General features: G+C 52.9%; 25 protein-coding genes. 13 read left to right on the forward strand and 12 right to left on the reverse strand.

Annotation, left to right across the window (positions count from 1 at the left end):
• Positions 1-6 precede the first annotated feature (6 nt).
• Positions 7-969, reverse strand: a complete 963-nt coding sequence (gene tauA, locus ACJHX7_RS10435; protein WP_001018416.1) for a taurine ABC transporter substrate-binding protein — start codon at positions 967-969, stop codon at positions 7-9.
• Between the two features lie 608 nt (positions 970-1,577).
• On the opposite strand from tauA, the gene ACJHX7_RS10440 reads away from it, so the two are divergent.
• From ACJHX7_RS10440 to fghA, 7 genes are all read left to right on the forward strand, one after another.
• Positions 1,578-2,249: a PIG-L deacetylase family protein gene (locus tag ACJHX7_RS10440; RefSeq protein ID WP_000362022.1), complete on the forward strand. Its 672-nt coding sequence runs from the start codon at positions 1,578-1,580 to the stop codon at positions 2,247-2,249.
• A gap of 9 nt (positions 2,250-2,258) precedes the next feature.
• Positions 2,259-3,455 carry a glycosyltransferase gene (locus ACJHX7_RS10445; RefSeq protein ID WP_000860421.1) on the forward strand — a complete coding sequence of 399 codons (1,197 nt, stop codon included), beginning with the start codon at positions 2,259-2,261 and terminating at the stop codon, positions 3,453-3,455.
• Entirely contained in the window at positions 3,433-4,014 is a 582-nt protein-coding gene (locus tag ACJHX7_RS10450) for an acetyltransferase (RefSeq protein ID WP_072146072.1), read from the forward strand. The genes ACJHX7_RS10445 and ACJHX7_RS10450 overlap by 23 nt, the downstream gene beginning before the upstream one ends.
• A 1-nt stretch (position 4,015) precedes the next feature.
• A complete protein-coding gene (locus ACJHX7_RS10455; protein WP_088170419.1) occupies positions 4,016-4,789 on the forward strand; it encodes a YaiO family outer membrane beta-barrel protein in 774 nt (257 codons plus the stop codon).
• A 184-nt stretch (positions 4,790-4,973) separates the two neighbouring features.
• On the forward strand, positions 4,974-5,249 hold the full coding sequence (gene frmR, locus ACJHX7_RS10460; protein WP_001141271.1) for a formaldehyde-responsive transcriptional repressor FrmR: 276 nt from the start codon (positions 4,974-4,976) through the stop codon (positions 5,247-5,249).
• A gap of 34 nt (positions 5,250-5,283) precedes the next feature.
• Positions 5,284-6,393, forward strand: coding sequence for an S-(hydroxymethyl)glutathione dehydrogenase (gene frmA / locus ACJHX7_RS10465; RefSeq protein WP_000842102.1), 1,110 nt, complete (start codon positions 5,284-5,286; stop codon positions 6,391-6,393).
• 93 nt (positions 6,394-6,486) lie between these two features.
• On the forward strand, positions 6,487-7,320 hold the full coding sequence (fghA, locus tag ACJHX7_RS10470; RefSeq protein WP_094029742.1) for an S-formylglutathione hydrolase: 834 nt from the start codon (positions 6,487-6,489) through the stop codon (positions 7,318-7,320).
• Between the two features lie 124 nt (positions 7,321-7,444).
• Here fghA and ACJHX7_RS10475 read toward each other — a convergent pair whose 3' ends face one another.
• The 8 genes from ACJHX7_RS10475 to ACJHX7_RS10510 form a co-directional block, all read right to left on the reverse strand.
• Complete coding sequence (locus ACJHX7_RS10475) at positions 7,445-7,984, reverse strand: DUF2058 domain-containing protein (protein ID WP_001096710.1); 540 nt, start codon at positions 7,982-7,984, stop codon at positions 7,445-7,447.
• Positions 7,985-8,085: 101 nt separating this feature from the next.
• Positions 8,086-9,297 carry a 3-(3-hydroxy-phenyl)propionate transporter MhpT gene (gene mhpT, locus ACJHX7_RS10480; protein ID WP_000107624.1) on the reverse strand — a complete coding sequence of 404 codons (1,212 nt, stop codon included), beginning with the start codon at positions 9,295-9,297 and terminating at the stop codon, positions 8,086-8,088.
• Positions 9,298-9,472: 175 nt separating this feature from the next.
• The gene (mhpE, locus tag ACJHX7_RS10485; RefSeq protein WP_001013507.1) at positions 9,473-10,486 is read right to left on the reverse strand and encodes a 4-hydroxy-2-oxovalerate aldolase; all 1,014 of its coding nucleotides are present in this window, start codon (positions 10,484-10,486) and stop codon (positions 9,473-9,475) included.
• Positions 10,483-11,433, reverse strand: a complete 951-nt coding sequence (gene mhpF, locus ACJHX7_RS10490; RefSeq protein WP_000044321.1) for an acetaldehyde dehydrogenase — start codon at positions 11,431-11,433, stop codon at positions 10,483-10,485. The genes mhpE and mhpF overlap by 4 nt, the downstream gene beginning before the upstream one ends.
• Positions 11,430-12,239 (reverse strand): 2-keto-4-pentenoate hydratase, encoded by an 810-nt coding sequence (gene mhpD / locus ACJHX7_RS10495; protein WP_000160712.1) that lies wholly within the window; start codon positions 12,237-12,239, stop codon positions 11,430-11,432. Before mhpD ends, mhpF begins: the two co-directional genes overlap by 4 nt.
• 9 nt (positions 12,240-12,248) lie before the next feature.
• Positions 12,249-13,115, reverse strand: a complete 867-nt coding sequence (gene mhpC / locus ACJHX7_RS10500) for a 2-hydroxy-6-oxonona-2,4-dienedioate hydrolase (RefSeq protein ID WP_094029744.1) — start codon at positions 13,113-13,115, stop codon at positions 12,249-12,251.
• A 17-nt stretch (positions 13,116-13,132) separates the two neighbouring features.
• The gene (gene mhpB / locus ACJHX7_RS10505) at positions 13,133-14,077 is read right to left on the reverse strand and encodes a 2,3-dihydroxyphenylpropionate/2,3-dihydroxicinnamic acid 1,2-dioxygenase (RefSeq protein WP_000543457.1); all 945 of its coding nucleotides are present in this window, start codon (positions 14,075-14,077) and stop codon (positions 13,133-13,135) included.
• Between the two features lies 1 nt (position 14,078).
• Positions 14,079-15,743 carry a bifunctional 3-(3-hydroxy-phenyl)propionate/3-hydroxycinnamic acid hydroxylase gene (locus tag ACJHX7_RS10510; RefSeq protein ID WP_001007420.1) on the reverse strand — a complete coding sequence of 555 codons (1,665 nt, stop codon included), beginning with the start codon at positions 15,741-15,743 and terminating at the stop codon, positions 14,079-14,081.
• Between the two features lie 190 nt (positions 15,744-15,933).
• On the opposite strand from ACJHX7_RS10510, the gene ACJHX7_RS10515 reads away from it, so the two are divergent.
• The 5 genes from ACJHX7_RS10515 (at position 15,934) to lacA (ending at position 23,105) form a co-directional block, all read left to right on the forward strand.
• A complete protein-coding gene (locus ACJHX7_RS10515) occupies positions 15,934-16,767 on the forward strand; it encodes a DNA-binding transcriptional regulator (protein ID WP_001295813.1) in 834 nt (277 codons plus the stop codon).
• Positions 16,768-16,843: 76 nt separating this feature from the next.
• Complete coding sequence (lacI, locus tag ACJHX7_RS10520) at positions 16,844-17,926, forward strand: DNA-binding transcriptional repressor LacI (RefSeq protein ID WP_094029745.1); 1,083 nt, start codon at positions 16,844-16,846, stop codon at positions 17,924-17,926.
• Positions 17,927-18,048: 122 nt separating this feature from the next.
• Positions 18,049-21,123: a beta-galactosidase gene (gene lacZ / locus ACJHX7_RS10525; protein WP_410231565.1), complete on the forward strand. Its 3,075-nt coding sequence runs from the start codon at positions 18,049-18,051 to the stop codon at positions 21,121-21,123.
• Between the two features lie 51 nt (positions 21,124-21,174).
• A complete protein-coding gene (gene lacY, locus ACJHX7_RS10530) occupies positions 21,175-22,428 on the forward strand; it encodes a lactose permease (RefSeq protein WP_000291549.1) in 1,254 nt (417 codons plus the stop codon).
• Positions 22,429-22,493: 65 nt separating this feature from the next.
• A complete protein-coding gene (gene lacA / locus ACJHX7_RS10535; protein ID WP_077516195.1) occupies positions 22,494-23,105 on the forward strand; it encodes a galactoside O-acetyltransferase in 612 nt (203 codons plus the stop codon).
• A gap of 87 nt (positions 23,106-23,192) precedes the next feature.
• On the opposite strand, the gene cynX is transcribed toward lacA, so the two are convergent.
• Genes cynX through cynT form a run of 3 tightly spaced genes read right to left on the reverse strand, consistent with a single transcriptional unit; the run spans position 23,193 to position 25,540 of the window.
• The gene (gene cynX, locus ACJHX7_RS10540) at positions 23,193-24,374 is read right to left on the reverse strand and encodes a cyanate transporter CynX (protein WP_410231567.1); all 1,182 of its coding nucleotides are present in this window, start codon (positions 24,372-24,374) and stop codon (positions 23,193-23,195) included.
• Positions 24,375-24,379: 5 nt separating this feature from the next.
• Positions 24,380-24,850: a cyanase gene (gene cynS, locus ACJHX7_RS10545; protein ID WP_000616241.1), complete on the reverse strand. Its 471-nt coding sequence runs from the start codon at positions 24,848-24,850 to the stop codon at positions 24,380-24,382.
• 30 nt (positions 24,851-24,880) lie between these two features.
• Positions 24,881-25,540 carry a carbonic anhydrase CynT gene (cynT, locus tag ACJHX7_RS10550; RefSeq protein WP_022645257.1) on the reverse strand — a complete coding sequence of 220 codons (660 nt, stop codon included), beginning with the start codon at positions 25,538-25,540 and terminating at the stop codon, positions 24,881-24,883.
• A gap of 109 nt (positions 25,541-25,649) precedes the next feature.
• Here cynT and cynR point away from each other — a divergent pair, with 109 nt between their 5' ends.
• The gene (gene cynR / locus ACJHX7_RS10555) at positions 25,650-26,549 is read left to right on the forward strand and encodes a transcriptional regulator CynR (RefSeq protein ID WP_094029748.1); all 900 of its coding nucleotides are present in this window, start codon (positions 25,650-25,652) and stop codon (positions 26,547-26,549) included.
• The last annotated feature ends 22 nt before the right edge of the window (positions 26,550-26,571 follow it).

The following is a 26,571-nucleotide window of genomic DNA, read 5'->3' on the forward strand; positions in this document are numbered from 1 at the left end:
CTCCTTTTATTGCACGAAGCGCGAGGTAACGTACTGGCTGTAATCATTCGCTACAGCCGGGACTTTGCCCTGCTCTTTCAAAAACTGCGCGGTGTCGATGATCGCTTTGTTCACCGGTCCGGTCAGTTCTGCCGTTTGTTGCTGCGGCGTCAGATAGGTATTCCCCTTCACCAGCCCCGGAACGTCACCTTCAGGCACGCCGCTTAACCGCGCCAGTTTGCTGATGTTTTCAGGCTGTTTCAGCCACGCGTCTGGGTTAGCAATGTACGGCTGCTGAGCATCGATGGCGCTTTTAGCGAACGCTTTCACGACCTCAGGATGTTTCTCGGCAAAATCTTTGCGCACTACCCAGACATCCAGCGTCGGCGCGCCCCACTGCCCGACCTGTTCAGAATCGGTCAGCACCTTGCCGTCTTTTTCCAGGGCGTTAACCGCCGGTGCCCAGACATAAGCACCATCAATGTCTCCCCGCTGCCATGCAGCGATAATCGCGGGCGGCTGCAGGTTCACAATCTCCACTTGCCCGGGTTTAATGCCCCAGTGTTTCAGCGCCGCCAGCAGGCTGTAGTGGGTGGTGGAGATAAACGGTACGGCGATGCGTTTGCCAATCAGATCTTCCGGTTTGCTGATAGTTTTCTTCACCACCAGCGCTTCGGAGTTACCCAGTTTTGACGCCAGCAAGAAGACTTCAATCGGCACCTGTTGGCTGGCTGCAACCGCTAACGGGCTGGAACCGAGGTTACCGATTTGGACATCGCCTGAAGCCAGCGCCCGCACGATGCTGGCTCCGCTGTCAAACTTACGCCAGTCCACCGTCGCCCCGCTCTCTTTAGCAAAGGTGTTATCAGCCTGAGCCACTTTCGCCGGTTCAGCGGAGGTTTGATAGGCCACGGTGACGTTCACCGCCTGTGCCTGAAAAGCGATGAATGCCAGTGCGGCAAGAAGTGTGTTACGCGATGAAATTGCCATGATTGTCTGCTCCCCTGTCTTGTTATAGGAGCAGTATTCAGGAATAAAAACATTCATTAAAAGAATTAGTCGTTATCGCACAGATGATTTTATTCTTAGCGAAAAAGTGGCAAAGGAAAGATTAAATATGCAATTACACCCACTCTGACAATTCAGTAAGTTACTGCACTTCATTTTTATGAATGCATAAACAAGCAGATCATAATGTCTTTTATTTTACTAACAGCAATACATATAATGAAATCATTATATTCACATTGTATATATAACTGTATTATTCTCAATCAACCACATAATATATTCACATAATGTATATAACCCATATTTGTGTATAGAACATATTTTTAATATGTAATTAATTGACAAACTAAATCACATCTAAATACAATATATAAAACAAAATAACTATACAAACCAAACACACAAACACTTAACATATGAACTACATAAAAGATTACGCAGCCGTATCCCCATACCTGAAAGCCCCTTATTTTTCAGCTATCAGCAATTTTTAACACTTATAAATTAGCATCTGGCTGCGCCAGAGATTACGTCTCTGAGTGCATCGTTGTGCTTGTAGTATAATAAATAAAATGGAGTGTCATTAAGTGGATAAGGTTTTAGATTCAGCCCTCCTTTCTTCGGCAAATAAAAGAAAGGGTATCCTTGCTATTGGCGCACATCCTGACGATATAGAATTAGGCTGTGGCGCATCGCTTGCTCGTCTTGCGCAAAAAGGAATTTATATCGCAGCCGTGGTGATGACTACCGGCAACTCTGGCACAGATGGAATAATCGATCGCCATGAAGAATCGCGCAACGCCCTAAAGATATTAGGGTGCCACCAAACTATTCATCTTAATTTTGCTGACACCCGCGCTCATTTACAGCTCAATGATATGATTTCCGCCCTGGAAGACATCATTAAAAATCAAATTCCGTCTGATGTAGAAATCATTCGTGTATACACCATGCATGATGCTGACCGCCATCAGGATCATCTTGCAGTCTATCAAGCCTCAATGGTTGCCTGCCGAACTATTCCACAAATTCTCGGCTACGAAACCCCGAGTACCTGGCTTTCATTTATGCCTCAGGTTTTTGAATCCGTTAAAGAAGAATATTTCACAGTCAAACTTGCTGCATTAAAAAAACATAAAAGCCAGGAACGACGCGATTATATGCGTCATGATCGCCTGCGTGCAGTTGCACAATTTCGCGGGCAACAGGTCAATAGCGATCTGGGTGAAGGCTTTGTAATTCATAAAATGATTCTTTGAGCAAATTGCATGAAAACCTGGATATTTATCTGTATGGCCGTAGCAATATTGCTATGGTTCCTGAGTACGTTAAGGCGTAAGCCCAGCCAAAAAAAAGGCTGTATTGACGCCATTATACCTGCTTATAACGAAGGCCCGTGTCTGGCGCAGTCACTGGATAATCTGCTGCGTAACCCTTATTTTTGCCGGGTAATTTGCGTTAACGACGGCTCCACGGACAATACCGAAGCGGTCATGGCGGAAGTCAAACGCAAATGGGGCGACCGCTTTATTGCCGTCACGCAAAAAAATACCGGTAAAGGTGGTGCGCTGATGAATGGCCTCAATTACGCCACCTGCGACCAGGTTTTTTTAAGTGATGCCGACACCTATGTTCCGCCCGATCAAGACGGAATGGGCTATATGCTGGCAGAAATAGAGCGCGGTGCTGATGCCGTAGGCGGCATTCCCTCTACTGCGTTGAAAGGCGCGGGTCTGTTACCGCACATCCGCGCGACCGTAAAGTTGCCGATGATTGTTATGAAGCGCACGCTACAGCAGCTCCTGGGCGGCGCACCGTTTATTATCAGCGGTGCCTGCGGGATGTTCCGTACTGATGTATTGCGTAAGTTCGGTTTCTCTGATCGTACTAAAGTCGAAGACCTTGATCTCACCTGGACATTGGTGGCAAACGGCTATCGTATTCGGCAGGCGAATCGCTGCATCGTATACCCACAGGAATGCAACAGCCCGCGTGAGGAATGGCGTCGCTGGCGGCGTTGGATTGTGGGCTACGCGGTCTGTATGCGCCTGCATAAAAGACTTTTATTTAGCCGCTTCGGTATCTTCAGTATATTTCCTATGCTGTTGGTTGTGCTTTATGGCGTTGGGATTTATCTCACTACCTGGTTTAATGAATTCATCACCACCGGGCCGCATAGTGTGGTGTTGGCAATGTTTCCGCTTATCTGGGTCGGCGTAGTTTGTGTTATTGGTGCTTTTAGCGCCTGGTTTCATCGTTGCTGGTTGTTGGTGCCTTTAGCGCCGCTTTCCGTTGTGTATGTATTATTAGCTTATGCCATCTGGATTATTTATGGACTTATTGCCTTTTTTACTGGACGCGAACCTCAGCGCGACAAACCCACCCGCTATTCCGCACTGGTGGAAGCGTCAACCGCTTATTCCCAACCTTCTGTCACAGGAACTGAAAAACTTTCTGAAGCTTAATGTTAAAGAGAAAAACATTCAGATTGCAGACCAGGTAATTATTGATGAAACTGCAGGTGAAGTTGTTATCGGCGCGAATACCCGTATTTGTCACGGTGCCGTTATTCAGGGTCCGGTAGTGATTGGCGCAAACTGCCTGATAGGTAATTATGCGTTTATTCGTCCTGGCACAATAATCAGTAATGGCGTAAAAATTGGTTTCGCCACCGAAATTAAAAATGCAGTTATTGAAGCAGAAGCAACGATTGGTCCGCAATGCTTTATTGCCGACTCGGTAGTTGCAAACCAGGCATATTTGGGCGCACAAGTACGAACCAGTAATCATCGTCTGGATGAACAGCCCGTGTCTGTTCGAACTCCCGAGGGAATTATCGCTACCGGATGCGATAAATTAGGTTGTTATATCGGGCAGCGTTCACGCCTTGGCGTACAAGTTATTATTTTGCCTGGGCGAATTATTTCCCCGAACACGCAACTTGGCCCGCGCGTGATTGTAGAACGTAATTTACCTACCGGAACTTATTCACTCCGACAAGAACTTATCCGTACAGGAGATTAAAATGATAAAACGGACGTTATTAGCGGCAGCAATTTTTAGCACATTGCCCGCTTATGCCGGGTTAACTTCCATTACCGCGGGCTACGATTTTACCGATTATTCTGGCGATCATGGCAACCGTAATTTAGCGTATGCTGAACTGGTGGCGAAAGTTGAAAACGCAACGCTGCTTTTTAATCTTTCCCAGGGGCGTCGTGATTATGAAACTGAACATTTCAATGCCACTCGCGGTCAGGGTGCGGTCTGGTATAAATGGAATAACTGGCTGACAACCCGAACGGGTATTGCCTTTGCGGATAATACGCCGGTCTTTGCCCGCCAGGATTTTCGTCAGGATATTAACCTGGCACTGTTGCCAAAAACGCTTTTCACGACCGGTTATCGCTACACTAAATATTACGATGATGTCGAAGTCGATGCCTGGCAAGGCGGCGTATCACTCTATACTGGCCCGGTGATCTCCAGCTACCGCTATACCCATTATGACTCCAGCGATGCAGGTGGTAGTTACAGCAATATGATTTCCGTGCGTCTGAATGACCCGCGCGGCACTGGTTATACGCAACTATGGCTAAGCCGCGGAACAGGCGCTTACACCTATGACTGGACGCCAGAAACACGCTACGGCAGCATGAAGAGCGTCAGTTTGCAACGTATTCAACCGCTGACTGAGCAACTTAATCTCGGGCTGACGGCAGGTAAAGTGTGGTACGACACCCCAACTGATGATTATAACGGTCTGCAATTTGCAGCCCATCTGACCTGGAAATTCTGATTGCTTCTGCCGCCCGCTATCCGGGGCGGCCTTCCCTGCCGAATAGCCCCCCCTTTCCTCTTTGTTTTCCGACCACATTCACCGGATAAATTTTATTCTCCAGTGTTATATACTATAGGGGGGTATGCATTGACATATAGCATACCCCCCTATAGTATATTGCGAGCAGATGATGAGGTGCGAAATGCCCAGTACTCCGGAAGAGAAGAAAAAGGTCCTTACTCGAGTTCGTCGTATTCGGGGGCAGATTGATGCTCTGGAACGGTCGCTGGAGGGTGATGCCGAATGCCGTGCCATACTCCAACAGATCGCTGCCGTTCGGGGCGCGGCTAACGGGCTGATGGCAGAAGTGCTTGAAAGCCATATCCGGGAAACGTTTGACCGAAATGACTGCTACAGCCGCGAAGTCAGCCAATCCGTTGACGACACTATTGAACTGGTTCGTGCCTATCTTAAATAGCTGAATCTATTACCATATTGAGGAAGAGCGAGAGATGAAATCACGTGCTGCCGTTGCATTTGCTCCCGGTAAACCGCTGGAAATCGTTGAAATTGACGTTGCACCACCGAAAAAAGGTGAAGTGCTGATTAAAGTCACCCATACCGGCGTTTGCCATACCGACGCATTTACCCTCTCCGGCGATGACCCGGAAGGTGTATTCCCGGTAGTTCTCGGTCACGAAGGGGCCGGCGTTGTGGTTGAAGTCGGTGAAGGCGTAACCAGCGTCAAACCTGGCGACCATGTGATCCCGCTTTACACCGCAGAGTGCGGCGAGTGTGAGTTCTGTCGTTCCGGCAAAACCAACCTCTGTGTTGCAGTTCGCGAAACCCAGGGTAAAGGCCTGATGCCAGACGGCACCACCCGTTTTTCTTACAACGGGCAGCCGCTTTATCACTACATGGGATGCTCTACATTCAGTGAATACACCGTGGTCGCGGAAGTGTCTCTGGCCAAAATTAATCCAGAAGCAAACCACGAACACGTCTGCCTGCTGGGCTGTGGCGTGACCACCGGTATTGGCGCGGTACACAACACGGCTAAAGTCCAGCCAGGTGATTCTGTTGCCGTATTTGGTCTTGGCGCGATTGGTCTGGCAGTGGTTCAGGGCGCGCGTCAGGCGAAAGCGGGACGGATTATCGCTATCGATACGAACCCGAAGAAATTCGATCTGGCGCGTCGCTTCGGTGCTACCGACTGCATTAACCCGAATGACTACGACAAACCGATTAAAGATGTCCTGCTGGATATCAACAAATGGGGTATCGACCATACCTTTGAATGCATCGGTAACGTCAACGTGATGCGTGCGGCGCTGGAAAGTGCGCACCGCGGCTGGGGTCAGTCGGTGATCATCGGGGTAGCTGGTTCTGGTCAGGAAATCTCCACCCGTCCATTCCAGTTGGTCACCGGTCGCGTATGGAAAGGTTCCGCGTTTGGCGGCGTGAAAGGTCGTTCCCAGTTACCGGGTATGGTTGAAGATGCGATGAAAGGCGATATCGATCTGGAACCGTTTGTCACGCATACCATGAGCCTGGATGAAATTAATGACGCCTTCGACCTGATGCATGAAGGCAAATCCATTCGAACCGTAATTCGTTACTGATTTCCCGCAGGTTTTACCCCGTCCAGTTCAGGCGGGGTTCTTAATACTCTCCCCGGGCAGCCGCCCGGGGGATTAACCGTGAGATAATGACTGATGGAACTCATTGAAAAACATGCCAGCTTTGGCGGCTGGCAAAATGTGTATCGGCATTATTCCCAATCACTGAAATGTGAAATGAATGTCGGCGTCTATCTCCCACCAAAAGCCGCGAATGAAAAATTGCCGGTACTGTACTGGCTTTCGGGCCTGACCTGTAACGAGCAGAATTTCATTACTAAATCGGGGATGCAACGTTACGCGGCTGAGCACAACATTATTGTTGTTGCGCCAGACACCAGTCCGCGAGGCAGTCATGTCGCAGATGCCGACCGTTACGATCTCGGGCAAGGTGCCGGGTTTTACCTGAACGCAACGCAAGCGCCGTGGAATGAACATTACAAAATGTATGATTATATCCACAACGAGCTGCCGGATTTAGTGATGCAACATTTTCCAGCAACGGCAAGAAAGTCGATATCGGGTCATTCTATGGGCGGGCTGGGCGCGCTGGTGCTGGCGTTACGTAACCCAGATGAATATGCCAGCGTCTCGGCGTTTTCGCCCATTGTCTCCCCATCGCAAGTACCGTGGGGACAGCAAGCCTTTGCCGCATATCTTGGTGAAAATAAAGAGGCCTGGTTGGATTACGATCCGGTGAGCCTTATTTCACAAGGTCAACGCGTTGCGGAAATCATGGTTGATCAGGGGTTGAGTGATGATTTTTACGCAGAACAGCTGCGGACTCCAAATCTTGAAAAGATCTGCCAGGAGATGAATATCAAGACGTTAATCCGTTATCACGAGGGTTACGACCACAGCTATTATTTTGTCTCCAGTTTTATTGGCGAGCATATTGCGTACCACGCCAATAAACTGAATATGCGTTGATAATAGTGCACGACTGCCGGATGCGGCGTGAACGCCTTATCCGCCTACATTTCGCCTGGAAACCGTAGGCATGATAAGACTCGCAAAGCGTCGCATCAGGCATCTGCACATGATTTATCAATGTTTACCACATCAAATCATCAGGCACTTTGAAGTCAGCATACGGATCGTCTTCATCCTGCTCTTCGGCGCTGAGCGCGCTGTGCAACACAATACTGCTGGCATCACGCTGAGCAATTTTATCGGCAACGCTGGCGGGAATAATGGCGTATTCACCCTCACTATTGTTATCGACCAACAAGCGGGCAATAGCCAGACGACCATTAATCAACTGCGTTTGCGTGAGCTTATCGACAAAAATCTTCTTAATCAGATTGCCGTCAGTGAAGTTAAAACCAATATCGCCATTGGCAATGGTAATTCGGTTCATTTCAATGAGCTGCTTCACCTGGGCTTTATATTCTTTCGCCAACGCCGCTTGTTTTTGTTGCTCGCTAAGCTGTTTATCACGCTCAAGCTGTGCCTTTTTATTTTCTTCTACCGCCGCCCGAGCTTCACGCGCCTGAACACGCGATTTTTTCGCCGTTCTCTCGACCTTCGCCGCTTTTTTGCTGGTGACTAATCCTGCTTTGAGCAACTGCTCTTGTAAGGTAAGTTTTGCCATCTTTGTTTCCAAACCCGCTGAATAATTTTTAGCGAGTATACCTGTAAACGCCGTAGGTGTATTGGGGGGAAGTCCCTTTCGCCCCTGCTTAATAAGGCGCGTCAGGCATCTGCACACGGCTGCATTCGTGATCTCCGGCTCATCAAAATAAACACTGCCAGGCCGGCAACAAGAATACCCGGCGCAGAAGCGGCCATTACGCCAACCGTGCCAGTGCCTAATGCCAGCATTTTCCCGGCCAGTAACGGACCGCTCATAGCCCCCAGACGCCCTACCGCCACGGCTGTTCCCACACCTGTTGCGCGGATCTGCGAGCTGTAAAACAACGGTGCCAATGCATACAAAACGCTTTGCCCACCTGTCGCAAACAACCCCGCGACGAATCCCGCCAGCAACATACCGTTAAATGACGACACCGTTCCCAGCGCCAGCAGCGAAGCTAACATGCCGCTATAAATCAGTAGCGACATGGTTACTGGACGCAGCTTATCCATCAATGCGCCCAACATTAACGTCCCGCTTGCCGCCCCCATTTGCAGTGCAAACATCACCCCTGCCGCCTGCGATGGCTGGAATCCTTGCTCCACCAAAAGCAGCGGTAGCCAGTTGATCAACATGTAGACCACCAGCAGAGTGAAGAAATAACACAACCACAGCAGCAGCGTCGCGGTGGCCGTTTCTGGCGCAAATAACGCACGCAGTGGTGGCGCAGCCTGTTTTTCGCCAGCGAACACCGCCGACTCCGGCAGCCAGCGCATTAATAGCGGCACCAGAATCAACGGCACCACACCACCTACCCAAAACACCGTTTGCCATGCTAAGTTTGCCCCCGCGAAACCCAGTGTCGCCGCCAGCGCCGCGCCAATGGGAACACCGCAATACATCAGGCTCACTGCCGTCCCACGAAAACGTGGACCCGCGGCTTCAGACGTCAGGGCGATCAGATTCGGCAACGCCGCCCCCAGCCCGACACCGGTCATCAGCCGCGCAAAGACCAGTGAGGGGAAATCCCAGGCAATCGCCGTTGCCAGTGAGAACAAACCAAACAGCGCAACTGAGCCAATCAAAATGCGCTTGCGACCATAACGGTCCGCCAGCATTCCGCCAACCAACGCGCCGGGTAGCAAACCGAGTATTCCGGCGCTGAATATCCAGCCCATTTGCATTTTATCGAGTGCAAAAGCCTGGGCGATGCCACCCGCCGCAATGCCAGCCGCCTGAAGATCCAGCCCTTCCATCAGAGCGACCAAAAAACAAAGCCCGATGGTCAGCATCAGGCGGGATGAAGATGATGAAGGGGTACGAGTCGACATAAGATGAACCTCGTTGCGAGTACAGGTGAGTCGCGGCTGATACATTGCCAGCCGCGTAATCAGAACCATTTAATGACTGCCTACGGGCGAAATGTAGGCCGGATAAGGCGTTTACGCCGCATCCGGCAGTCGTGCTGGGATGGGCATACAAAATGCACGTTCTCGGCAGTCATCATTATTTGTTGTTGCGCAGATCCAGCGCCACGTCGACGATCATATCCTCCTGGCCGCCAACCATCCGGCGTTTGCCCAGCTCAACGAGAATATCCACCGCGCTTAAGCCATAACGCGCCGCCGCCGTTTCACAGTGACGCAGGAAGCTGGAGTAAACGCCAGCGTATCCCAGCGCCAGCGTTTCGCGATCGACTCGTACCGGACGATCCTGCAACGGACGCACCAGGTCGTCAGCGGCATCCATTAACGCATAGAGATCGGTCCCATGCTGCCAGCCCAGTTTATCCGCGGCGGCAATAAACACTTCCAGCGGCGCGTTACCTGCGCCCGCCCCCATTCCCGCGAGACTGGCATCGATGCGGTCACAGCCCTCTTCCACCGCCGCGATAGAGTTCGCCACACCAAGACTCAGGTTATGGTGAGCATGCATGCCAGTTTGCGTTTCCGGTTTCAGCACCGCTTTCAGGGCGCGGAAACGGTCACGGATATCGCTCATGTTCATCGCACCGCCAGAATCCACCACATAAATACAGGTCGCACCGTAGCCTTCCATCAGCTTTGCCTGCTTTGCGAGATTCTCCGGCGTGGTCATATGGCTCATCATCAGAAAACCAACGGTGTCCATTCCGAGCTCGCGGGCATACTGAATATGCTGGGCGGAAACATCAGCTTCGGTACAGTGCGTAGCCACACGAACCACCCGCGCGCCAGCCTGCCAGGCATTTTTCAGATCGTGAATAGTGCCGATTCCAGGCAGCAACAACGTCGCGATTTTGGCGTGCTTCACCACATCCGCCGCCGCTTCAATCCATTCAAGGTCGCTATGTGCGCCGAAACCATAGTTAAAGCTGGAACCCTGCAAACCGTCGCCGTGGGCCACTTCAATCGAATCCACGCGGGCATCGTCCAGTGCTTTGGCAATCTGGCGAACGTTTTCCAGCGAATACTGATGACGAATGGCGTGCATACCGTCACGCAACGTGACGTCCGAGATATATAGTTTTTTACCGTTCATGCCGCTTCTCCTGCCTTGCGCGCCAGTGACTGAGCCATTTTTTCCGCTGTCGCCAGCGCACTGGAAGTCATAATGTCGAGGTTGCCCGCATAGGCAGGCAGATAATGCGCTGCGCCTTCGACTTCCAGCCAGACCGCCGTTTTCAGCCCGGAGAACTGCCCCACGCCCGGCAAATTAACCGGTTTATCCTGCGGGATGACTTCAAACTGCACGCGCTGTTTCAGGCGATAACCCGGTACGTAAGCCTGCACCGCTTCAGCCATTTCATTGATTGAGGCTTCGATATCATCTTGTGAAGCTTCATCGCTCAATACATACACCGTGTCACGCATCATCAACGGTGGCTCTGCTGGGTTAAGTACAATAATTGCCTTCCCTTTTGCCGCGCCACCCACCACTTCAATGGCGCGCGAGGTGGTTTCCGTAAATTCATCGATATTGGCACGCGTGCCAGGTCCGGCAGATTTACTGGCGATAGAAGCGATAATTTCGGCGTAATGAACACGCGCCACGCGTGAAACTGCCGCCACCATTGGAATGGTGGCCTGGCCGCCGCAGGTGACCATGTTGACGTTCAGTTGATCGACGTTCTCCTCGAGGTTAACCACCGGCACGCAGTAAGGGCCGATGGCAGCAGGCGTCAGGTCAATTAAGCGAATATCCGGTTTCGCTTCGCGCAAAGCGGCATCGTTTTTCACATGCGCGCCCGCGCTGGTCGCATCAAATACAATGTCGATATCAGCAAATTCAGGCATGTTCATCAGCCCGATCACCCCTTCATGGGTGGTGGCGACGCCCATACGTCTGGCACGCGCCAGACCGTCGGACTGAGGATCAATGCCGACCATCACCGCCATCTCCAGATGCTGACCGTGACGCAAAATTTTAATCATCAGATCGGTGCCAATGTTGCCAGAACCGATAATGGCGACTTTACGCTTACTCATGACAGACTTCCTTTTGGGGCTGCGCTTGAAAATGTCGCAGCAACTGAACCTATGCCTTCAATATGGGCTTCAAAACGATCGCCCGCATTCACCGCCACCATCGGACCTAATGCCCCGGTAAGAATGATATCTCCGGCGCGCAGCGGTTCACCCAGACTGGCCATTTTGCGTGCCAGCCAGACGGCGGCATTAAGCGGATGTCCCAGGCATTCGCTGCCGCGCCCGCTGGAAACCTCTTCGTTATTACGCGTCATCTTCATAGCGCAGTTTTTCAGGTCTAACCCCGCCGGACGTTGCGCCGGACCGCCGATGACATACACCCCGCAGGAAGCATTATCTGCCACGGTATCGACAAACTGAATCGACCAGTCGCGAATGCGGCTCCCCACCACCTCCAGCGCCGGAAGTACCCATTCAATGGCGTTATACAATTCGTCGAAGGTGATATCGGTTGCGGGTAGATCGCGGTTCAACACCAGTGCGATCTCCGCTTCAATGCGGGGTTGCAGAACACGGGAAAAAGGAATGGTTTCATTATCGCCATAACACATGTCGGCAAATAATGTCCCGAAATCCGGTTGATCAACGCCCAGTTGTTGCTGCACTTTCGGATGCGTCAGCCCCACTTTGCGCCCCACCACTCGCCGTCCCTGAGCGACGTCATGTTGCACATTGATGTGCTGAATGGCGTAGGCCGCTTCAGCGTTATCGATACCAATCAGATCGCGCAGCGGCGCAATCGCTTCGCCCTGCTCTGCGGCGCGGCGTAAATCCGCCGCCAGTTGCTCAAGAGTATGCTTCGTCATGACCGTTCCTTAAGGGCGTGCGAGGAAATTCAGCACCAGTTGATTGAAAGCGTCGGCATGTTCCCACTGCGCCCAGTGACCACAGTCGCGGAAGATATGCAGTTCAGAACCGACAATGCCGGACAGCAGACGCAGACCCGCATCCATCGGCACAAAGCGGTCGTTGCGCCCCCAGACAATCAGGGTTTGCGCTTTGATTTCCGCCAGACGTGGGCCAAAATCCGGGAACTGTTTCGGATTGGCTTCCAGGCTCTTAACGAAGTTTTCCAGGTGATCGCGGCGCGACAGCATATTATTCAGGCGCGCTTCAAACAGGGCGTCGGTCAAATCGCTGGTATCAAAAACGAAGATATCCATCATCAGCTTCAGGTTTTCGATAGTCGGCTGACGATAAAGCTGATTCAGTCGCTTAATACCTTCGGTTGGCATCGGCGTAAACAAACTCATGCCGCCCGTACCGCCGCCCATCAGCACCAGTTTGCCGACGCGCTCCGGCCAGTTAAGAGTGAACGCCACAGAACTGTGGCCACCCATCGAGTTGCCCAGCAGGTGGATTTTGGCGATATCCAGTTGATCCACCACGCTTTTCAGGATTCGCGCATTAAGATCCGATCGCGAACCACTATTAACGATCGAATCGCTCTTACCCCAACCCGGACAATCCAGCAGGATCACCCGATAGCCCGCCTCTACCAGCGGATCGATATTGCGGCTGAAGTTCGCCCAGCCAGTAGCACCCGGGCCGGAACCATGCAGCAGGACAACAGTTTCGTCGCCTTGTCCGCAGTCATTAAAATGGATGCGCAGCGTTTTACCCGCTTCTTCTACATTCAGAAAACGGCTGGTGGCGGCTTCGGTTTGTGGCTGATAACTCATCATCTTCTCCTGCATATTCAGTTCTCTGTTCTGGCGCTTAACGAGCCAAATCCGGCAATCCACTCCGGGATTGGGCGGTAATAACGCCCTTCGCTACGCCAGTTGCCAAACGCAGAAATAGCGGCAAAAGCGGCGACCCAGGTTTTGATTTCATGTGTCGACTTTCCGGCAATGGCGGAAAGCTCTTCGTTACTGACGGCATCCAGTTCCTGTATGCGTCCCTGCTCCAGCAAAGTCATGAACTGGTTATCCCAAATCGGGTTGAGCGGATGCAGCGTTCTCTGATCCTCAACAAACTTCTCAGCGGCGCTAATCACCCGTTGCTGACGCAATTCGCGCTCACTGGCGGGTAAATCTTTCCCGCTCCCCAACAGACGGTCGCGCATATGGGCATCGGCTTTCGCCAGTTCGGGCACCGGCGGCTGATGGGAAAGCCCACCGGAACCCAGGAACAGCACGCGTTTATTGAGAGTACTGGTGAAACGTCCAATGGCTTCCCCCAACATGCGGGTACGCTGGAAACCGGGCAGCGGCGTGGCGACACCGTTGATGAACACCGGCAGTACTGGCACCTTATCCAGCCCGCCGAGCAGGAACTCCAGCGGCTGGGCGAACCCGTGGTCCACCTGCATACAGTAAGAAACGGCAAGATCGATCCCGCTCTTCATGACGGCATGCGCACAGGCCTCCGCCAGCTCCACAGGCACGGGCAGCTCACCTGCCGCACTGCCGAAATCACCAATTGCCGTCGCTCCAACGCCTAAACAGAACGGTGGCATCACGTCATAGAAAAAGCCGTTGTAGTGATCTGGCGCAAACAGCACCACCAGTTCAGGGGAGAAAGCCGCAATACGCTCGCGGGCGCTGGCAATCACGCCATTGACCTCATCGAGTACCTCTTGCGCCGGGTCGACATATCCCACCAGCGGCGAGTGGGAAAGACAGTGAAGATAAGCGTGCATATCAGGCTACCTTTTCGACAGAAACGTCGGCATCAGGGCGGGTCAGCGTCATCACCGACGCCAGTTTATTCAGGGTCTTGCCCAGGGTTTGCGGAATGGCGGTGGCGGCAACAAAGCGATCCGGGCGCATCACCACCAGCGAAGCATTGTGTTGCGCGAACCAGCTACGCAGGCGACCTTGCGTATCCCCCACGCGTAGTACGCCGTCGTGGTTATCCTGTGCGGTATGAATTTGCACTTCCGGCACCACCTGAATGAAGCGTGTGCCCAACGCGCGCCACTGCTGGATTTGCTCGTCGCTCATCCCCCACAGTGGATTGCATCCCCAGCCAATTACCGCGAAGTTCGCGCCGATCGCGTTATCGAGTAGCGTCACGTCGCCGTTTTCCAGCGTGACTTTCGGCTGAATAAACATCTTGCCGACCGGAGAGTGCTTCGCTTCGCCCTCACGCACCAGCGCACCGCCGTAATATTGCGGCATCGGCTTGAAGCGCATTTCGAGGAAGTAGCGTTTTACTGGCGGCAGATAATTCAGCAGCCAGGAAACGCCGTCACGTAACGTACCCTGCCAGCGTTTCGGCGGAGCCAGCACGTTGCCCGCCGTCACGGACAGGTCAATCATCGCTTTGGCGTGATCGCGACGTTCTTGTTGATAGGTATCGAGCAGCGCATCGCGGGCTTTCCCCTGGATAACCAACGCCAGTTTCCATGCGAGGTTAAAGGCGTCGCGCATACCACTGTTATAGCCCTGCCCCTGCCACACCGGCATGATGTGCGCGGCATCGCCCGCCAGCAGTACGCGATCAATACGAAAACGTTGCGCCAGTCGCGCGTTGTGGGTGTAGACACGCTGGCGAATCAATTCAACATTGTCCGGATTAGGCAGCACTTTGCTTAACAGCTTGCGCATATTTTGCGGCTCACGCAGCTGTTCTTCGGTTTCTCCCGGCATCACCATAAATTCAAAGCGACGTACCGCATGAGGCAGCGCGGCGGAAACATACGGGCGCACCGGATCACAACACAAATAGATATGCGGCGTACTTAACGGATCGTTGGCGATATCTACCACAATCCACTGATTTGGCGCAGTTTTACCTTCAAACGGCACATTCAGGGTGCGACGGACAAAACTTGCCCCACCATCACAGGCCACCAGCCACTGGGCTTTGACCGTTTCCCGCTGCCCTTCTTCCGTTTTCAGGTGCAAGGTCACTTCGTCATCTTGCTGGCTGAAGGCCTCCAGCTCGCGGGAAAACAGGCAGCGCACATTCGGAAAACGCGACAATCCTTCCAGCATCACCGCATCGACCTGAGGCTGAATAAAGGCGTTACGGCGCGGCCAGCCAAATTCATCGGTCATTGGCTGAATATCAGCAAAACAGCGACCTTTTGGGGTGAGAAAACGCATCGCGTGCCACGGCGTAGTGTGCGGCAGAACATTATCGACCAGGCCGACCGACTGCATGGTGCGCAGCGCCTCGTCATCAATACCAATCGCACGCGGGTAGTCGATCAACTTATCGAGTTTCTCCACCACCAGCACGTCAATGCCCATCTGGCCGAGATAGTTCGCCATCATCAGCCCGACCGGACCGGCACCAGCGATCGCCACCTGAACGCTATGGTTAACAGCAGGCTGGATGTCAGGGTGTTGTATTGCCATTTCAGTACCTCACGACTCGGACAAAATGCCGTTGCGCGCACAGTACAGCGCAACTTATTTTGTTAAAAACATGTAAATGATTTTTTATTGTGCGCTCAGTATAGGAAGGGTGTTTTCGGCTACAATCAAAACATGCCCGAATGTGCACCAGGTGCACAACGTTGTTTTAACTATATAAATGTCAATTAATATGCAGAACAATGAGCAGACGGAATACAAAACCGTGCGCGGCTTAACCCGCGGTCTAATGTTATTAAATATGTTAAATAAACTTGATGGCGGTGCCAGCGTCGGGCTGCTGGCGGAACTCAGCGGCCTGCATCGCACCACTGTGCGGCGACTGCTGGAGACGTTACTGGAAGAGGGATATGTCCGGCGCAGTACCTCCGATGACAGTTTTCGTCTGACCATCAAAGTGCGGCAATTAAGCGAAGGATTTCGTGACGAACAGTGGATTTCTGCACTGGCGGCCCCGCTGCTGGGCGATCTGTTGCGCGAAGTGGTATGGCCGACAGATGTGTCCACCCTGGATGTTGATGCAATGGTGGTACGCGAAACCACCCATCGTTTCAGCCGCTTATCTTTTCACCGGGCAATGGTCGGGCGACGGTTACCGCTTCTGAAAACCGCCTCGGGCCTGACCTGGCTGGCCTTTTGCCCGGAACAAGAACGCAAGGAATTAATCGAGATGTTAGCCTCCCGCCCCGGTGATGACTATCAACTGGCACGAGAACCGTTAAAGCTGGAAGCCATTCTGGCGCGCGCGCGCAAAGAGGGGTACGGACAGAACTACCGCGGCTGGGATCAGGAGGAGAAGATCGCCTCTATCGCCGTACCGCTGCGCAGTGAACAACGGGTGATTGGCTGTCTGAATCTGGTGTATATGGCGAGCGCAATGACCATCGAACAGGCAGCGGAAAAGCATCTTCCGGCGCTGCAACGGGTGGCAAAACAGATCGAAGAAGGGGTTGAATCGCAGGCTATTCTGGTAGCGGGAAGGCGAAGCGGCGTGCATTTACGCTGACACCATCGAATGGCGCAAAACCTTTCGTGGTATGGCATGATAGCGCCCGGAAGAGAGTCAATTCAGGGTGGTGAATGTGAAACCAGTAACGCTATACGATGTCGCAGAGTATGCCGGTGTCTCTTATCAGACCGTTTCCCGCGTGGTGAACCAGGCCAGCCACGTTTCTGCGAAAACGCGGGAAAAAGTGGAAGCGGCGATGGCGGAGCTGAATTACATTCCCAACCGCGTGGCACAACAACTGGCGGGCAAACAGTCGTTGCTGATTGGCGTTGCCACTTCCAGTCTGGCCCTGCACGCGCCGTCGCAAATTGTCGCGGCGATTAAATCTCGCGCTGATCAACTGGGTGCCAGCGTGGTGGTGTCGATGGTAGAACGAAGCGGCGTCGAAGCCTGTAAAGCGGCGGTGCACAATCTTCTCGCGCAACGCGTCAGTGGGCTGATCATTAACTATCCGCTGGATGACCAGGATGCCACTGCTGTGGAAGCAGCCTGCGCTAATGTTCCGGCGTTATTTCTTGATGTCTCTGACCAGACTCCCATCAACAGTATTATTTTCTCCCATGAAGACGGTACGCGACTGGGCGTGGAGCATCTGGTCGCATTGGGTCACCAGCAAATCGCGCTGTTAGCGGGCCCATTAAGTTCTGTCTCGGCGCGTCTGCGTCTGGCGGGCTGGCATAAATATCTCACTCGCAATCAAATTCAGCCGATAGCGGAACGGGAAGGCGACTGGAGTGCCATGTCCGGTTTTCAACAAACCATGCAAATGCTGAATGAGGGCATCGTCCCCACTGCGATGCTGGTTGCCAACGATCAGATGGCGCTGGGCGCAATGCGCGCCATTACCGAGTCCGGGCTGCGCGTTGGTGCGGATATCTCGGTAGTGGGATACGACGATACCGAAGACAGCTCGTGTTATATCCCGCCGTTAACCACCATCAAACAGGATTTTCGCCTGCTGGGGCAAACCAGCGTGGACCGCTTGCTGCAACTCTCTCAGGGCCAGGCGGTGAAGGGCAATCAGCTGTTGCCCGTCTCACTGGTGAAAAGAAAAACCACCCTTCCGCCCAATACGCAAACCGCTTCACCCCAGGCGTTGGCAGATTCTTTAATGCAGCTGGCGCGACAAATTTCCCGACTGGAAAGCGGGCAGTGAGCGCAACGCAATTAATGTGAGTCAGCTCACTCATTAGGCACCCCAGGCTTTACACTTTATGCGTCCGGCTCGTATGTTGTGTGAAATTGTGAGCGGATAACAATTTCACACAGGATACAGCTATGACTATGATTACGGATTCACTGGCCGTCGTATTACAACGTCGTGACTGGGAAAACCCTGGCGTTACCCAACTTAATCGCCTTGCGGCACATCCCCCTTTCGCCAGCTGGCGTAATAGCGAAGAGGCCCGCACCGATCGCCCTTCCCAACAGTTGCGCAGCCTGAATGGCGAATGGCGCTTTGCCTGGTTTCCGGCACCAGAAGCGGTGCCGGAAAGCTGGCTGGAGTGCGATCTTCCTGAGGCCGATACTGTCGTCGTCCCCTCAAACTGGCAGATGCACGGTTACGATGCGCCTATCTACACCAACGTGACCTATCCCATTACGGTCAATCCGCCGTTTGTTCCCGCGGAGAATCCGACATGTTGTTACTCGCTCACATTTAATGTTGGTGAAAGCTGGCTACAGGAAGGCCAGACGCGAATTATTTTTGATGGCGTTAACTCGGCGTTTCATCTGTGGTGCAACGGGCGCTGGGTCGGTTACGGCCAGGACAGCCGTTTGCCGTCTGAATTTGACCTGAGCGCATTTTTACGCGCCGGAGAAAACCGCCTCGCGGTGATGGTGCTGCGCTGGAGTGACGGTAGCTATCTGGAAGATCAGGATATGTGGCGGATGAGCGGCATTTTCCGTGACGTCTCGTTGCTGCATAAACCGACCACACAAATCAGCGATTTCCATGTTGCCACTCGCTTTAATGATGATTTCAGCCGCGCGGTACTGGAGGCAGAAGTTCAGATGTATGGCGAGCTGCGCGATGAGCTGCGGGTGACGGTTTCTTTGTGGCAGGGTGAAACGCAGGTCGCCAGCGGCACCGCGCCTTTCGGCGGTGAAATTATCGATGAGCGTGGTGGTTATGCCGATCGCGTCACACTACGTCTGAACGTCGAAAACCCGAAACTGTGGAGCGCCGAAATCCCGAATCTCTATCGTGCGGTGGTTGAACTGCACACCACCGACGGCACGCTGATTGAAGCAGAAGCCTGCGATGTCGGTTTCCGCGAGGTGCGGATTGAAAATGGTCTGCTGCTGCTGAACGGCAAGCCGTTGCTGATTCGCGGCGTTAACCGTCACGAGCATCATCCTCTGCATGGTCAGGTCATGGATGAGCAGACGATGGTGCAGGATATCCTGCTGATGAAGCAGAACAACTTTAACGCCGTGCGCTGTTCGCATTATCCGAACCATCCGCTGTGGTACACGCTATGCGACCGCTACGGCCTGTATGTGGTGGATGAAGCCAACATTGAAACCCACGGCATGGTGCCAATGAATCGTCTGACCGATGATCCGCGCTGGCTACCGGCGATGAGCGAACGCGTAACGCGAATGGTGCAGCGCGATCGTAATCACCCGAGTGTAATCATCTGGTCGCTGGGGAATGAATCAGGCCACGGCGCTAATCACGACGCGCTGTATCGCTGGATCAAATCTGTCGATCCTTCCCGCCCGGTGCAGTATGAAGGCGGCGGAGCCGACACCTCCGCAACCGATATTATTTGCCCGATGTACGCGCGCGTGGATGAAGACCAGCCCTTCCCGGCTGTGCCAAAATGGTCCATCAAAAAATGGCTTTCGCTGCCTGGAGAAATGCGCCCGCTGATCCTTTGCGAATATGCCCACGCGATGGGTAACAGTCTTGGCGGCTTCGCTAAATACTGGCAGGCGTTTCGTCAGTACCCCCGTTTACAGGGCGGCTTCGTCTGGGACTGGGTGGATCAGTCGCTGATTAAATATGATGAAAACGGCAACCCGTGGTCGGCTTACGGCGGTGATTTTGGCGATACGCCGAACGATCGCCAGTTCTGTATGAACGGTCTGGTCTTTGCCGACCGCACGCCGCATCCGGCGCTGACGGAAGCAAAACACCAACAGCAGTATTTCCAGTTCCGTTTATCCGGGCGAACCATCGAAGTGACCAGCGAATACCTGTTCCGTCATAGCGATAACGAGCTCCTGCACTGGATGGTGGCGCTGGATGGCAAGCCGCTGGCAAGCGGTGAAGTGCCTCTGGATGTTGGCCCGCAAGGTAAGCAGTTGATTGAACTGCCTGGACTACCGCAGCCGGAGAGCGCCGGACAACTCTGGCTCACAGTACGCGTAGTGCAACCGAACGCGACCGCATGGTCAGAAGCCGGACACATCAGCGCCTGGCAGCAGTGGCGTCTGGCGGCAAACCTCAGCGTGACACTCCCCTCCGCGCCCCACGCCATCCCGCAACTGACCACCAGCGAAACGGATTTTTGCATCGAGCTGGATAATAAGCGTTGGCAATTTAACCGCCAGTCAGGCTTTCTTTCACAGATGTGGATTGGCGATGAAAAACAACTGCTGACGCCGCTGCGCGATCAGTTCACCCGTGCACCGCTGGATAACGACATTGGCGTAAGTGAAGCGACCCGCATTGACCCTAACGCCTGGGTCGAACGCTGGAAGGCGGCGGGCCATTACCAGGCCGAAGCAGCGTTGTTGCAGTGCACGGCAGATACACTTGCCGACGCGGTGCTGATTACGACCGCTCACGCGTGGCAGCATCAGGGAAAAACCTTATTTATCAGCCGGAAAACCTACCGGATTGATGGTAGTGGTCAAATGGCGATTACCGTTGATGTTGAAGTAGCGAGCGATACACCGCATCCGGCACGGATTGGCCTGACCTGCCAACTGGCGCAGGTCGCAGAGCGGGTAAACTGGCTCGGCCTAGGGCCGCAAGAAAACTATCCCGACCGCCTTACTGCAGCCTGTTTTGACCGCTGGGATCTGCCATTGTCAGACATGTATACCCCGTACGTCTTCCCGAGCGAAAACGGTCTGCGCTGCGGGACGCGCGAATTGAATTATGGCCCACACCAGTGGCGCGGCGACTTCCAGTTCAACATCAGCCGCTACAGCCAACAACAACTGATGGAAACCAGCCATCGCCATCTGCTGCACGCGGAAGAAGGCACATGGCTGAATATCGACGGTTTCCATATGGGGATTGGTGGCGACGACTCCTGGAGCCCGTCAGTGTCGGCGGAATTCCAGCTGAGCGCCGGTCGCTACCATTACCAGTTGGTCTGGTGTCAAAAATAATAATAACCGGGCAGGCCATGTCTGCCCGTATTTCGCGTAAGGAAATCCATTATGTACTATTTAAAAAACACAAACTTTTGGATGTTCGGTTTATTCTTTTTCTTTTACTTTTTTATCATGGGAGCCTACTTCCCGTTTTTCCCGATATGGCTACATGACATCAACCATATCAGCAAAAGTGATACGGGTATTATTTTTGCTGCTATTTCTCTGTTCTCGCTATTATTCCAACCGCTGTTTGGTCTGCTTTCTGACAAACTCGGGCTGCGCAAATACCTGCTGTGGATTATTACCGGCATGTTAGTGATGTTTGCGCCGTTCTTTATTTTTATCTTCGGGCCACTGTTACAATACAACATTTTAGTAGGATCGATTGTTGGTGGTATTTATCTTGGCTTTTGTTTTAACGCCGGTGCGCCAGCAGTAGAGGCATTTATCGAGAAAGTCAGCCGTCGCAGTAATTTCGAATTTGGTCGCGCGCGGATGTTTGGCTGTGTTGGCTGGGCGCTGTGTGCCTCGATTGTCGGTATCATGTTCACCATCAATAATCAGTTTGTTTTCTGGCTGGGTTCTGGCTGTGCACTCATCCTCGCCGTTTTGCTCTTTTTCGCCAAAACGGATGCACCCTCTTCCGCCACGGTTGCCAATGCGGTAGGTGCCAACCATTCGGCATTTAGCCTTAAGCTGGCGCTGGAACTGTTCAGACAGCCCAAACTGTGGTTTTTGTCACTGTATGTTATCGGCGTTTCCTGCACCTACGATGTTTTTGACCAACAGTTTGCTAATTTTTTTACTTCGTTCTTTGCTACCGGTGAACAGGGTACGCGGGTATTTGGCTACGTAACGACAATGGGCGAATTACTTAACGCCTCGATTATGTTCTTTGCGCCACTGATCATTAATCGCATCGGAGGGAAAAACGCCCTACTGCTGGCTGGCACTATTATGTCTGTACGTATTATTGGCTCATCGTTCGCCACCTCAGCGCTGGAAGTGGTTATTCTGAAAACGCTGCATATGTTTGAAGTACCGTTCCTGCTGGTGGGCTGCTTTAAATATATTACCAGCCAGTTTGAAGTGCGTTTTTCAGCGACGATTTATCTGGTCTGTTTCTGCTTCTTTAAGCAACTGGCGATGATTTTTATGTCTGTACTGGCGGGCAATATGTATGAAAGCATCGGTTTCCAGGGCGCTTATCTGGTGCTGGGTCTGGTGGCGCTGGGCTTCACCTTAATTTCCGTGTTCACGCTTAGCGGCCCCGGCCCGCTTTCTCTACTGCGTCGTCAGGTGAATGAAGTCGCTTAAGCAATCAATGTCGGATGCGGCGCGAGCGCCTTATCCGACCAACATATCAGGACGGAATGCTCGCAATGAACATGCCAATGACCGAAAGAATAAAAGCAGGCAAGCTATTTACCGATATGTGCGAAGGCTTACCGGAAAAAAGACTTCGTGGGAAAACGTTAATGTATGAGTTTAATCACTCGCATCCATCAGAAGTTGAAAAAAGAGAAAGCCTGATTAAAGAAATGTTTGCCACGGTAGGGGAAAATGCCTGGGTAGAACCACCCGTCTATTTCTCTTACGGTTCCAACATCCATATAGGCCGCAATTTTTATGCAAATTTCAATTTAACCATTGTAGACGACTACACGGTAACGATCGGTGATAACGTATTGATTGCACCCAATGTTACTCTTTCCGTTACGGGACACCCTGTACACCATGAATTGAGAAAAAACGGTGAGATGTACTCTTTTCCGATAACGATTGGCAATAACGTCTGGATCGGAAGTCATGTGGTCATTAATCCAGGCGTCACCATCGGGGATAATTCTGTTATTGGCGCGGGTAGTGTCGTCATAAAAGACATTCCACCAAACGTCGTGGCTGCTGGCGTTCCTTGCCGGGTTATTCGCGAAATAAACGAGCGGGATAAGCACTATTATTACAAAGATTATAAAGTTGAACCTTCAGTTTAAATAAGCACTGAAATAAATGTCGGATGCGCCATTGGGCACATCCGACAATAATTCACTCTTCCATTATCTGGCGAAACAAGCGTCGCATCATGCCTCTTTGACCCACAGCTGCGGAAAACGTGCTGGTGCAAAACGCAGGGTTATGATCATCAGCCCAACGACGCACAGCACATGAAACGCCCAGTCCATCAGGTAATTGCCGCTGATACTACGCAGCACACCAGAAAACCACGGGGCAAGCCCGGCGATGATAAAACCGATCCCCTGCATAAACGCCACCAGTTTGCCAGCAATAGCCGGTTGCGCAGAGTGATCGAGCGCCAGCAGCAAACAGAGCGGAAATGCGCCGCCCAGACCTAACCCACACACCATTGCCCACAATACCGGCAATTGCAGCGGCAGCCAGATAAAGCCGCAGAAACCCACCAGTTGTAACGCCAGTGCCAGCATTAAAAGTTTGCGCCGATCCTGATGGCGAGCCATAGCAGGCATCAGCAAAGCTCCAGCGGCTTGCCCAAGTGTCATCAATGCCAGCAAGGAACCGCTGTACTGCGCGCTGGCACCAATCTCAATATAGAAAGCGGGTAACCAGGCAATCAGGCTGGCGTAACCACCGTTAATCAGACCGAAGTAAACACCCAGCGTCCACGCGCGGGGAGTAAATACCACGCGAACCGGAGTGGTTGTTGTCTTGTGAGAAGAGGCGACCTCGCGGGCGTTTTGCCACCACCAGGCAAAGAGCGCAACAACGGCAGGCAGCGCCCACCAGGCGAGTGTTTGATACCAGGTTTCGCTATGTTGAACTAACCAGGGCGTAATGGCGGCACCAAATCCACCGCCGCCCATCAGAGCCGCGGACCACAGCCCCATCACCAGTGGCGTACGGTGCTGAAACCGCCGCTTAATTACCGAAGGCATCACTGCCTGAATGATGCCGATCCCCACTCCACCAAGCAGTGCGCTGCTAAGCAGCAGCGCACTTTGGGGGTAAAGCTCACGCATCAATGCACCGACGGCAATCAGTAACAAACTGATGGCGACGCTGCGACGTTCGCTGACATGCTGATGAAGCCAGCTTCCGGCCAGCGCCAGCCCGCCCATGGTAACCACCGGCAGAGCGGTCAACAGGGCAGCCACGCTAAAGCTCATTCCGCTTGCCTGGCGCAATTGCGGTAGCAGTGGCCCGACGTAGGTGAGCAGTGGTCGCATATTAAGACCAATCAGCACCAGAACCAGCAGCATCGTGAACGTCTTTTGATGGTTGCGCATGGCTGTCAGAACGGTTTGGTCGGCAGATATTTACCATCTAAGGTGATGACCGCACGTTCGCCACCCTCCGGGTCCGCCACTTTCTTAACGTCGAGTTTGAAGTTAATCGCGCTGATAATGCCATCGCCAAACTTCTCATGAACCAACGCTTTCAGGGTTGTGCCGTACACCTGCAACATTTCATAGAAACGATACATCGTTGGGTCGGTTGGAATACGGTCATCAATGCAGCCACGCAGTGGAATCATCTGCAACAGTAGAATGGCGTCTTCGTCGAGATCCAGCTTCGCCCCGACCAGGCGGGCGGCGTCGGCAGGAAGCGCCTGCTGCCCCAGCAAAGCCGCGGTTACAAAGGCTTCTGCCAGACCGGTGCCGTCGGCAATCTCGGCAAATGAGAGATCTTTTTTAGCTTTGCTGAGCAAAATGGCATCGGCAAGATCAAGACGAATATTGCGGTTAATTTGCGACTGAATCATGGTGGATCTCCTGATGGTTTAAAAATAAGGTTACGCTGCGGTCGGTTGGCGTAGCGGTATGGCACAAACGCGAGGATTAGCGGCCAGTGGCACAAACTGGCGGGTTGCGCCGTCAAAAGCTGCGATGCTGCCGCTTGCAATGTCGTAGACCCAGCCGTGCAGGGCGATCCGCCCCTCTTCTAGCGCCAGGCGCACCGATGGATGAGTTTGCAAATTAGCCAACTGAGCAATGACGTTTTCACGTACCATCGCCGCAGCTTTTGACGGTAAATCGGGATGCGGGCGCGCCTCATTAACGACGCGGGCTGAATCGGCATAACGCAGCCAGTGGGAAACGGCAGGCATATGGTCCATGCACTGACAGCTGGCAATGGAGGTCATCGCGCCGCAGTTGGAATGACCGCAAATCACAATGTCAGATACCCGAAGCGCAGCGACGGCATACTCCACCGAAGCAGAAACGCCACCGGGTTCCGGCCCGTAGGAAGGGACGATATTGCCCGCGTTGCGAATAACGAACAGATCGCCAGGCTCACGTTGCGTCACCAGCTCAGGGACCAGACGGCTGTCGGAGCAGGAGATAAAAAGTGTGCGCGGGCTTTGCTGTGTCGCCAGCTGTTTAAACAAGGCTTCCCGCTTCGGAAATGCCTCGCGCTGGAATTTAAGGAATCCATCAATAATCTCTTTCACCGTTAACCTCTGTCTGTCTCTGGAATGAGAGGCAGACTACTCGCCGATTGTCATAAGGTAAAAGTCTCATTTATGATGAGTTCTATTGGATTTACTTATAGGTTGGCGAATGCTCTCTCGACATATCAATTACTTTCTTGCCGTGGCTGAACATGGCAGCTTTACCCGTGCCGCCAGTGCGTTGCACGTCTCCCAGTCTGCGCTTTCCCAGCAGATTCGCCAGTTAGAGGAGAGTTTAGGCGTGCCGCTGTTTGACCGTAGCGGGCGAACGATTCGTCTCACTGATGCAGGAGAAGTCTGGCGACAGTACGCCAGCCGGGCGTTACAGGAACTGGGGGCGGGTAAACGGGCGATTCATGATGTTGCCGATCTGACGCGAGGATCGCTGCGTATCGCCGTCACTCCCACCTTTACAAGCTACTTTATCGGCCCTTTAATGGCGGATTTCTATGCGCGCTACCCCGGCATCACGCTCCAGCTACAGGAAATGTCGCAGGAGAAAATCGAAGATCTGCTTTGTCGCGACGAGTTGGACGTTGGGATTGCCTTCGCGCCTGTGCATTCGCCGGAGCTGGAGGCAATTCCTTTACTGACAGAAAGTTTAGCGTTAGTCGTGGCGCAACATCATCCGCTGGCTGCCTGTGAACAGGTGGCGTTGAGTCGCTTGCATGATGAAAAACTGGTCCTGCTCAGCGCGGAATTTGCCACCAGAGAGCAAATTGACCACTACTGCGAGAAAGCGGGGCTACATCCACAGGTGGTCATTGAGGCGAACTCAATTAGCGCGGTTCTGGAGCTGATTCGCCGCACTTCCCTTTCCACATTGTTGCCAGCAGCGATTGCCACACAACATGACGGGCTTAAAGCTATATCCCTTGCCCCACCGTTACTGGAGAGAACGGCGGTTTTGTTGCGGCGGAAAAATAGCTGGCAGACAGCCGCCGCGAAGGCATTTTTACACATGGCGTTGGAAGAATGTGCGGATGTTGGCGGGCATGAATCACGGTAGCCACTGACACAGGTCAGTGGCT

The sequence above is a fragment of the Escherichia sp. WS1451 genome (genome assembly GCF_046487365.1).
In the GTDB taxonomy this organism is placed as follows: domain Bacteria; phylum Pseudomonadota; class Gammaproteobacteria; order Enterobacterales; family Enterobacteriaceae; genus Escherichia; species Escherichia coli.

Coding starts and splice junctions, on each gene's coding strand:
- tauA (WP_001018416.1), bottom strand. CDS start 969: ATGGCAATTTCATCGCGTAACACACTTCTTGCCGCACTGGCATTCATC.
- ACJHX7_RS10445 (WP_000860421.1), top strand. CDS start 2,259: ATGAAAACCTGGATATTTATCTGTATGGCCGTAGCAATATTGCTATGG.
- ACJHX7_RS10455 (WP_088170419.1), top strand. CDS start 4,016: ATGATAAAACGGACGTTATTAGCGGCAGCAATTTTTAGCACATTGCCC.
- frmR (WP_001141271.1), top strand. CDS start 4,974: ATGCCCAGTACTCCGGAAGAGAAGAAAAAGGTCCTTACTCGAGTTCGT.
- frmA (WP_000842102.1), top strand. CDS start 5,284: ATGAAATCACGTGCTGCCGTTGCATTTGCTCCCGGTAAACCGCTGGAA.
- fghA (WP_094029742.1), top strand. CDS start 6,487: ATGGAACTCATTGAAAAACATGCCAGCTTTGGCGGCTGGCAAAATGTG.
- ACJHX7_RS10475 (WP_001096710.1), bottom strand. CDS start 7,984: ATGGCAAAACTTACCTTACAAGAGCAGTTGCTCAAAGCAGGATTAGTC.
- mhpT (WP_000107624.1), bottom strand. CDS start 9,297: ATGTCGACTCGTACCCCTTCATCATCTTCATCCCGCCTGATGCTGACC.
- mhpE (WP_001013507.1), bottom strand. CDS start 10,486: ATGAACGGTAAAAAACTATATATCTCGGACGTCACGTTGCGTGACGGT.
- mhpF (WP_000044321.1), bottom strand. CDS start 11,433: ATGAGTAAGCGTAAAGTCGCCATTATCGGTTCTGGCAACATTGGCACC.
- mhpD (WP_000160712.1), bottom strand. CDS start 12,239: ATGACGAAGCATACTCTTGAGCAACTGGCGGCGGATTTACGCCGCGCC.
- mhpC (WP_094029744.1), bottom strand. CDS start 13,115: ATGAGTTATCAGCCACAAACCGAAGCCGCCACCAGCCGTTTTCTGAAT.
- mhpB (WP_000543457.1), bottom strand. CDS start 14,077: ATGCACGCTTATCTTCACTGTCTTTCCCACTCGCCGCTGGTGGGATAT.
- ACJHX7_RS10510 (WP_001007420.1), bottom strand. CDS start 15,743: ATGGCAATACAACACCCTGACATCCAGCCTGCTGTTAACCATAGCGTT.
- ACJHX7_RS10515 (WP_001295813.1), top strand. CDS start 15,934: ATGCAGAACAATGAGCAGACGGAATACAAAACCGTGCGCGGCTTAACC.
- lacZ (WP_410231565.1), top strand. CDS start 18,049: ATGACTATGATTACGGATTCACTGGCCGTCGTATTACAACGTCGTGAC.
- lacY (WP_000291549.1), top strand. CDS start 21,175: ATGTACTATTTAAAAAACACAAACTTTTGGATGTTCGGTTTATTCTTT.
- lacA (WP_077516195.1), top strand. CDS start 22,494: ATGAACATGCCAATGACCGAAAGAATAAAAGCAGGCAAGCTATTTACC.
- cynX (WP_410231567.1), bottom strand. CDS start 24,374: ATGCGCAACCATCAAAAGACGTTCACGATGCTGCTGGTTCTGGTGCTG.
- cynS (WP_000616241.1), bottom strand. CDS start 24,850: ATGATTCAGTCGCAAATTAACCGCAATATTCGTCTTGATCTTGCCGAT.
- cynR (WP_094029748.1), top strand. CDS start 25,650: ATGCTCTCTCGACATATCAATTACTTTCTTGCCGTGGCTGAACATGGC.